This window comes from Segeticoccus rhizosphaerae (genome assembly GCF_009192725.1).
Taxonomy (GTDB): Bacteria; Actinomycetota; Actinomycetes; order Actinomycetales; family Dermatophilaceae; genus Segeticoccus; species Segeticoccus rhizosphaerae.
In genome coordinates this window covers 1-8,544 of record NZ_VOHR01000165.1, presented here as the reverse complement: position 1 = coordinate 8,544, position 8,544 = coordinate 1, and the positions used below count along the sequence as shown (strand labels likewise).

Sequence of the window (8,544 nt, the reverse complement as noted above, 5' to 3'; positions counted from 1 at the left end):
CTCGACCTGGCGGTGGAGCCCATGCTGCGCTCGAGCTCCGCCGCCAGGTCGAGGTCGGCCAGGTCGCCGGCCACCACCAGGGTCGCGCCGTCGGGACGCACGTGGGCCGCGTGGTAGGCCGCGACGTCCGCCCGCCTGATCGCGGCCACCGTCTCCCTCGTGCCCCCCGCGGGCCGGGACGCCCGCGCTCCGGACTCGAAGTAGGTCTTGATGAACTCCATCGCGGCGCGTGCACTCCCGATGGCGCGCTCGTGGTCGATCTCGGCCAGCCGGGTCCTGACGTGCCGGGACACCTCGACCTCCGGGAAGACGGGTTCGCTCAGGCACTCGGCCAGCAGCTCGAGGGCCGCACCCAGGTGCCGCTGGGCGACGTCGACGTCCACGAGCAGTCCGGTCTCGGCCATGCCGGCCCCGAGCGCGATCCCCTTGCGCTCCAACAGTTCCGCCAGCTCTTCCCCGGTATGCCGCTTCGTGCCCTCGTCCATGGTGCGGGACATGATGCCCGCCACGCCCTCGACCTCGCGGGGCTCGGCGGCGAGTGGTGCCGGGACGGCGAGGCGCACCGACACGACATACTGCCCCGGCACGTCGTAGGCCACGACGGTCAGTCCGTTGTCGAGCTTCGTCGTGGTGCTCGCGGGGAACGCCCACGGCTCCGGGTCGCTCACCTGCGGCCGGGGCACCAGCTCTTCGGTCCTCGTCGGCTGGGCGCTCATCGGCTCACTCCTTCGGTGCTCGTGGTGAGGTAGGCCACGACGGCGGCCGATCGCGGCTGCAACCAGCGGCGAGCGGCGTCACGCACCTGTTCCGGCGTGATCTCCGCCAGCCGGTCCAGGTAGGTGTTGACGTAATGCGCGTCTCCCTGGAGCAGCGCGTGGTGGCTGATCAGGTCGGCGCGCTCCTCCTGGCTCGCCAGCGCGGACAGCCACGACCGCTCGCTGTCGGCCAGGGCGGACTCCATCTCGACGGCGGTCGGCCCGTCATCGCCGAACCGCTCGAGCTCGGCCATGGCCGTCGCCTCGACGTCGTCGGCACTGGTCCCCTCGGCCACGTCGATGCCGATGAAGCCGAGCGAGACCCCGTCGACCAGACCCATCGCGTGGGCCGAGACGTTCGTCGCGACCTGCTCCCGGCGCACCAGTCGCTGGTAGAGCCGGGACGTCGCCAGCCCGGCCAGCGCGTCCAGGGCGAGGGCGGAGGCGAAGAACTCGGGGGTGTCGTCGACCGGGAGCCGGAAGGCGAGGTGCAGGCGGTCGTTGGGGACGTCCTCGACCCGCTCCTCGCGCACCGGCTCGGTGAGGGGGGCCAACGGCTCGGTGGGCATGGCGACGGGCGCCGACCGGGCCGGCAACGGCCCGAAATACCGCTCTGCCGCAGCGAATCCCTCCTCGGGAGTGAGGTCTCCGACGAGGGTCAGCACCGTGTTGTCCGGCGTGTAGTGCCGGCGGTAGAAGGCGTGCACGTCCTCGAGGCTGGCGGCGTCCAGGTCCTCCATCGACCCGATGGTCGGGTGGTGGTAGGCGTGGCCCTTGGGGAAGACGGTGGCGTAGATGTCGATCAGGGCGTTGCCGTAGGGCTGGTTGTCGTAGCGCTGCCGCTTCTCCTCCTTGACCACGTCGCGCTGGTTGTCGAGGTTGTCCTGGTTGACCGCATCGAGCAGGTAACCGTGCCGGTCGGCCTCCAACCACAGCGCGAGCTCGTAGGCGCCCTTGGGCACCGTCTCGAAGTAGTTGGTGCGGTCGAACCAGGTCGTCGCGTTGAGCCGCCCGCCCTGCGCCATCAGCGCCGAGAAGTGCTCTCCGCTCTCGACCTGGCGCGAGCCCTGGAACATCAGGTGCTCGAAGAGGTGGGCGAACCCGGTGCGGCCCTCGCTCTCGTGGCGGGATCCCACCCCCACCCACAGGTTGACGGTGACGGCCGGGACGGTGTGGTCCTCGGAGACGATGACGCGCAGTCCACCCGGGAGGGTGCGCTCGGCGATGGGATAGTCCAGCGGCATTTGCCCACCATAGGTGACCGCTCGCGGGACGCTGCCTCACCCGTCCGCCGCGGCGGCTGATCGGTTCAGGCGCCGCTGCGCCGACGTCCCAGCAGGATCCCGACGACCAGCCCACCGAGCCCGGTGAGGACCAGCGGCGCGTAGCGCTTGGCCAGCACCGGCGCGATGGTGCTCCACAGGTCCAGCTGGACGTCCGGTGCGGGCTCCGGCGCGCGCGCCTGCCTCGGTGGTGCAGGTGCGACCGGCGACGGGGCAGCCGGAGACGGTGGGGCGGTCGCCGATGCCGGTATGCCGTCCGCCTCAGCCGCTTCAGACGCTTCCGTGGCGCCCTCGGTCACGGCCTCGCCCTCGGTGGACCCGCCGCCCAGCTTGTCCTGCAGGCAGGTGACGAACTGGCCGAGCAGCTTGTCGCTCACGTCCTGGATGACACCGCGGCCGAACTGTGCGGGCTTGCCTGTGATCGCCAGGTCGGTGGTGACCTCGACCAGCGTGCCCGCGTCATCCGGGCTGAAACGGGCGGTCACCGTCGCCGCCGCCGTGCCATTGCCCCGCTTGTCGCGGCCCTTGGCCTCGATGACCGCCCGACGGCTCGCCTCGTCGCGCTCGACGAACTGGCCGGTGCCGTTGTACTGCAAGGCGATCGGGCCGAGCTTGACCTTGACGGAGCCGCGGAACTCGTCTCCGTCGACCGAGGTCAGGGTGGCGCCGGGGAAGCATGGCGCCACCCGTTCCAGGTTGTTGAAGGCGGCCCAGGTCTCCTCCACGCTCGTGCCGACGGTGAACCGGTGCTCCAGGTCCATGCCTCAGCCCGCCGCCGCCAGGACCGCCCGGCGCGCCAGCACGGTGGCGAGGTGCCGCCGGTAGTCGGCGTCGCCGTTGAGGTCGCTCGGGGGCTCGGTGCCCTCGGCGATTCCCGCGACTGCCTGGGCGACCGCCTCCGGTGTCGCGGCCACGCCCGCCAGGGCCTGCTCGGCCGCCGTCGCACGGATCGGCACCGTGCCCATGTTGGTCAGGGCCACCCGGGCCTCGCTGATCGTGCCGCCCTCGGAGCGAAGCGTCACGGCGATCGCGACGATGGACCACTGCTGGGCGACGCGTGAGAACTTCTCGTAGTGGGCCCGCCACCCGGTGTGCTTGGGCACGCGCACCTCGGTGAGGATCTCGCCGTCGTCGATGGCCGTCGTGAAGTAGTCCTGGAAGAAGTCGGCTGCCGCGACCGTGCGGGTGCCGCCCTGCCCGGCGATGACGAACTCGGCGTCGAGGGCCAGGCACGGCGCCAGCAGGTCACCGGCCGGGTCGGCGTGGGCGAGGGCACCACCGAAGGTGCCGCGGTGGCGCACCTGCGGATCAGCGACGGTGCGTGTCGCCTCGCGCAGCAACAGGGCGTGCTGCTGGACCAGCGGGTCGGACGCGACCTCGTGGTGCGGCGTCATGGCGCCGATGACGAGGGCCTCCCCGTCCTCCCGCACACCCCGCAGCGCGTCGATGCGCCCGAGGTCGACGACGACCTCGGGGGCAGCGAGCCTCAGCTTGAGCACCGGCAGGAGACTCTGTCCTCCAGCCAGCACCTTCACGTCGTCACCGCTCTCGGCGAGCAGCCGGAGAGCCTCCTCGACGCTCGTGGGCGCGTGGTAGTCGAACGCCGCGGGGATCATGACGCACCGCCTTCGGTCCGGGGGCCCTGTTCGGGACTGATGACCCCGCTGCTGTTGAGGTTGCCCGAGGTCTGCTCGGGGTTGGTCGGCTGCACCGACGCCGGCTCACCCTGCTCACGCGACTGCAGTGCCTGCCAGACCCGACTGGGAGTGCACGGCATGGTGAGGTCCTGCACGCCGAGGTGCCGGATCGCGTCCAGCACGCCGTTGACGATCGCCGGGGTCGAGGCGATGGTGCCTGCCTCCCCGACCCCCTTGACCCCGAGCGGGTTGGTGGTCGACGGGGTCTCGGTGCGATCGGTGATGAAGTCGGGCACGTCCGCGGCACTCGGCACGAGGTAGTCCACGAAGGACCCCGTGACCAGGGTGCCCTGGTCGTCATACACAGCCTCCTCGAAGAGCGCCTGGGCGATGCCCTGCACCAGTCCGCCGTGGACCTGGCCCTCGACGATGAGCGGGTTGACCACGATCCCGACGTCGTCGACGCAGACGTACTTGCGCAGCTTCACCGCGCCGGTCTCGGTGTCGACCTCCATCGCCGCGAGGTGGGTGCCGTGCGGGAAGGAGAAGTTGACCGGGTCGTAGGTGGCGTCGGAGTCCAGCGTGGGCTCCATCCCGTCGGGCAGGTTGTGTGCGGCGAAGACGGCGAGCGCGATCTCCCCGATCGCCATCCCCTTGTCGGTGCCCTTGACGCTGAACCGGCCACCGGAGAACTCGAGGTCGTCCTCGCTCGCCTCCATCAGGTGGGCGGCCACGTGGCGAGCCTTCTCGATCACCTTGTCCGCGGCCTTGACCACGGCGATGCCGCCGACCGAGAGCGAGCGCGATCCATAGGTGTCCAGCCCCTTGACCGAGACCTGGGTGTCGCCGTGCAGGACCTCGACGTCCTCGAACGCGACGCCGAGCCGGTCGGCCACGATCTGGCTCCACGCCGTCTCGTGCCCCTGGCCGTGGGCGCTCGCGCCGGTGACGACCTCGACCTTGCCGGAGGGCAGCATCCGGACCTGGGCGTTCTCCCAGCCGCCGGCGCCGTAGGCGAGTGAGCCGAGGACCCGTGAGGGGGCGAGGCCACACATCTCGGTGAAGGTCGACGTGCCGATACCGAGCTGGACGGGGTCGTTCGACTCCCGGCGCCGCTGCTGCTCCGACCGCAGCTCGTCGTAGCCGAAGAGCTCCAGTGCCTTGTCGGTCGCGGCCTCGTAGTTGCCGCTGTCGTACTCCAGACCGGCGACGGTGGTGAAGGGGAACTCCTCGTGGCGGATCCAGTTCTTGCGCCGCAGCTCGATCGGGTCCATCTGGAGCTCCGCCGCGAGGTCGTCCATCAGCCGCTCGATGGCGAAGGTGGCCTCCGGACGTCCGGCGCCGCGGTAGGCGTCGGTCCACGTCAGGTTGGTGAAGATGTTGTGACAGGTGAACCGATAGGCCGGGAACTTGTAGATCGAGTTGTACATGAACGCCCCGAGCACCGGCACCCCCGAGGTCACCAGACCCAGGTAGGCACCCATGTTGGCCAGCAGGTCGACCTTGAGGCCTGTGACGATGCCCTCCTTGGTCGCCGAGAGGGTGAGCCGCTGCACCTGGTCGCGTCCGTGGTGGCCGGCCACGAGCGACTCACTGCGGGTCTCGGTGTACTTCACCGGCTTGCCGAGCCGGTTCGCCACCAGCAGCGTGGTCACCTCCTCCGGGGTCACCTGGAGCTTGCCGCCGAACCCGCCGCCGACGTCCGGGGCGATGACCCGCAGCTTGCTCTCCGAGATGTTGCAGGTCAGCGCGAGCATGAGTCGCAGGATGTGCGGCACCTGGGTCGCCGACCACATGGTGATCTGCTCGCTGGTGGGGTCGACCACGGTCGACCGGGGCTCCATGAACGCGGGGATCAGCCGCTGCTGGCGGTAGGTGCGCTCGATCACCACGCCGTCGCCGCGTGCCTGGTCGATCGCCGCCTCGACGTCGGAGCCGGTGCCCGCCTCGGCGGAGTCGAAGATCCAGGTCGCCGACTCGTTGGTGCCGAGATCAGGATGTGCGTATGGCGGGCCCGCGGCCGCCGCTTCCAGGTCCAGCACCGGCTCGAGGTCGTCGTAGTCCACCTCGACCAGCTCGGTCGCGTCCCGCGCCTCCCGGGGACTGCGTGCGACGACCACGGCGACGATCTCGCCGGCGAACGCGACCCGGTCGACGGCCACCGCGTGGTGCTCCGGGGCCTTCTGGTCCGGAGTGACCGGCCAGGCGTTGGGCAGGCTGCCGTGCGCCGCGGCCAGGTCGGCGCCGGTGTAGACGGCCACCACGCCGGGTGAGGCCTTCGCATCGTCGGTGTGGATACCGGTGATCGTGGCGTGCGCGAGGGGACTGCGCACCATGCCGAGGTGCAGCATGCCGGGCAGGGTGATGTTGTCGGTGTAGCGCGTGCGCCCGGTGATCAGCCGCTGGTCCTCCTTGCGCTTGCGTGGAGAGCCGATCTCCGCGGCCGGAGCCGTCGTGGTCTCGTCGACGGCCGTCATGACTGTGCCCCCGTTCCGGCAGCCTGCCGGACCGCCTTGACGATGTTCTGGTAGCCCGTGCAACGACACATGTTGCCCTCGAGTCCCTCCCGGATCTCCTCGTCAGTGGGATCGGGGTTCTCGGCCAGCAGGTCGAGCGACTGCATCATCATCCCGGGCGTGCAGAAGCCACACTGCAGGGCGTGGCAGTCGTGGAAGGCCTGCTGGATCGGGGCGAGCTCACCGTCCGTCGCCAGTCCCTCCACCGTCCGGACCTCGTGGCCGTCGGCCTGCACCGCCAGCACGGTGCAGGACTTCACGCTGCGTCCGTCGAGATGGACCGTGCAGGCCCCGCAGTTGGTGGTGTCGCAACCCACCACCGTGCCGGTCTTGCCCAGCTGTTCGCGCAGGTACTGCACGAGCAGCGTGCGGTTCTCGACGTCGTCGGTGTAGCTGACACCATCGACGGTCATCGTGATGCGGGTCATCCCTACCTACCCTCCATCGTCGCCGAGGACCGGGCAGGAGCCGTTCCGTGGCGACGCCGGACCGGACCCGTGTGGCTCTCACCCAACCGCCCCTGCCCACCGAATACAAGGGGAACGATGAAAACCGTTTGGGGGGGCAGCCGTTCAGGGCACGGTGTCGTGGTGGATCCGGCCCTCCGTCGCTGCCAGACGGGAGCCGCTGCCGCCCCAGCGCAGCTGGATGATCTCGGCGGCGATGGAGATGGCCGTCTCCTCGGGGGTGCGGGCCCCGAGGTCGAGCCCGATCGGGCTGCTGATCCGGGACCGCTGATCGTCGGTGACACCGATCTCCCGCAGCTGCTCGGCCAGCTCGGCGTGGGTGCGGCGCGAGCCCATTGCGCCGATGTAGGCCAGCTGCGGCAGCTCGAGCGCGGCCTGCAGCAGCGGCACGTCGAACTTCGGGTCGTGGGTCAGCACGCAGACCACGGTGCGGTTGTCGAGGGAGCCCGCCTCGGCCTGTGCCCTCAGGTAGCGGTGCGGCCATTCCACGACGACCTCGTCCGCCCCCGGGAAGCGGGTCGCGGTGGCGAACACCGGCCGGGCATCGCACACGGTGACCCGATAGCCGAGGAACGAGCCGACCCGTGCCACCGCCGCCGCGAAGTCGATTGCCCCGAACACGAGCATCCGCGGGGGTGGCGCGTAGGAGGCTGCGAACACCCGCATCCCCTCGCCCCGGCGCTGCCCGTCCGGTCCGTAGGTGAGCAGCTCGTTGCGCCCGTTCGCCAACAGGCCGGCGACGTCGTCGGCCACCGCCCCGTCCGCGCGGTCCGACCCCAGGGTGCCGGTCACCACGACCCCGCGGTGCACCTGTGGATGGGCGGCATCGTCCCCACCGTCGTCGCCGGGTGGCACCGGGCGGATCACCAGCCGGCGGCCGAGCCAGCCGGGGTCGGGGTGCTCGACCACGGTCGCGACGGCCACGGGACGGCCCTCATCGATGTCCTGCGCGACCTGGTCGAGCACGGGAAACGTCTCGGGAGAGATGTTCTCGACGAAGACGTCGAGGATGCCGCCACACGTCAGGCCCACGGCGAAGGCGTCGTCGTCGCTCACGCCGTAGCGCACCAGCTCCGGAGTCCCGCGCTGCGCCACCTCACGGGCGAGCTCGTAGACCGCACCCTCGACGCAGCCCCCGCTGACCGACCCCACCACGGTCTCGTCCGGTCCCACCAGCATCGACGCTCCGGGCTGGCGCGGCGCCGACCGCCAGGTGCCCACGACGGTGCCGAGCACCGCGTTCTCACCAGTGCTCCACCACTGCATCAGCTCGGACAGGACCTCACGCATGAGCCACCACCTCCAAGAGCTCGGCGAACGACGCCATCGAGTGACCGGCCACGAGCCGGTCGACGTGCGGGAGGGCGGCGGCGATACCGCCCTGGACGGGCCGATAGCCCTCCTGCCCGCGGTGCGGGTTGACCCAGACCACCGCGTGCGCGAGCCGGTGCAGCCGGGCCACCTGCTCCCCCAACAGCCCCGGGTCCCCCCGCTCCCAGCCGTCCGACGCGATCACCACGACCGCTCCCCGGGCGAGACCGCGTTGGCCCCAACGCAGGCAGAACGCCCGCAGCACCTCGCCCAGCCGGGTCCCGCCGGACCAGTCGGGGATGCTCGCCCCCGCCGCCCGGAGGGCCGCGTCCGGGTCACGCAACGACAGCGCGGGCGTCACCCGGGTCAACCGGGTGCCGATGGTGAAGACCTCGACCCCCCTCGGCGCCACGCGCAGCATCCGGTGCGCCAGGCGCAGGTGCGAGTCGGCATACGGCTCCATCGACCCGGAGACGTCGAGCAGCAACACGACCCGGCGGGGACGGGTCTGCCGACGCCGCCGGCGCAGCGGGCCGGGCTCGCCGGCACGGCCGAGCTGGTCGCGCAGCGTGCGG

The 8,544-nt window shown here is 71.1% G+C and carries 8 protein-coding genes; all 8 read right to left on the bottom strand.

Annotation, left to right across the window (positions count from 1 at the left end; translation table 11 throughout):
• A partial coding sequence (locus FRW57_RS13360) for a M16 family metallopeptidase (RefSeq protein ID WP_162529356.1) occupies nt 1-716 on the bottom strand: 716 nt, incomplete at its 3' end.
• The gene (locus FRW57_RS13355; RefSeq protein WP_137122415.1) at nt 713-1,999 is read right to left on the bottom strand and encodes a M16 family metallopeptidase; all 1,287 of its coding nucleotides are present in this window, start codon (nt 1,997-1,999) and stop codon (nt 713-715) included. The genes FRW57_RS13360 and FRW57_RS13355, both read right to left, overlap by 4 nt.
• 65 nt (nt 2,000-2,064) lie before the next feature.
• A complete protein-coding gene (locus FRW57_RS13350) occupies nt 2,065-2,799 on the bottom strand; it encodes an SRPBCC family protein (RefSeq protein ID WP_137122414.1) in 735 nt (244 codons plus the stop codon).
• A gap of 3 nt (nt 2,800-2,802) precedes the next feature.
• Nucleotides 2,803-3,654 carry an FAD binding domain-containing protein gene (locus FRW57_RS13345; RefSeq protein ID WP_152186206.1) on the bottom strand — a complete coding sequence of 284 codons (852 nt, stop codon included), beginning with the start codon at nt 3,652-3,654 and terminating at the stop codon, nt 2,803-2,805.
• A complete protein-coding gene (locus FRW57_RS13340; protein ID WP_152186205.1) occupies nt 3,651-6,152 on the bottom strand; it encodes a xanthine dehydrogenase family protein molybdopterin-binding subunit in 2,502 nt (833 codons plus the stop codon). Before FRW57_RS13340 ends, FRW57_RS13345 begins: the two co-directional genes overlap by 4 nt.
• The gene (locus FRW57_RS13335) at nt 6,149-6,619 is read right to left on the bottom strand and encodes a (2Fe-2S)-binding protein (RefSeq protein ID WP_152186204.1); all 471 of its coding nucleotides are present in this window, start codon (nt 6,617-6,619) and stop codon (nt 6,149-6,151) included. The genes FRW57_RS13340 and FRW57_RS13335 overlap by 4 nt, the downstream gene beginning before the upstream one ends.
• 144 nt (nt 6,620-6,763) lie before the next feature.
• Entirely contained in the window at nt 6,764-7,948 is a 1,185-nt protein-coding gene (locus FRW57_RS13330) for an XdhC family protein (protein ID WP_152186203.1), read from the bottom strand.
• Nucleotides 7,941-8,544, bottom strand: a 604-nt coding sequence (locus tag FRW57_RS13325) for a vWA domain-containing protein (protein WP_152186202.1), incomplete at its 5' end; no start/stop codon positions are given. The genes FRW57_RS13325 and FRW57_RS13330, both read right to left, overlap by 8 nt.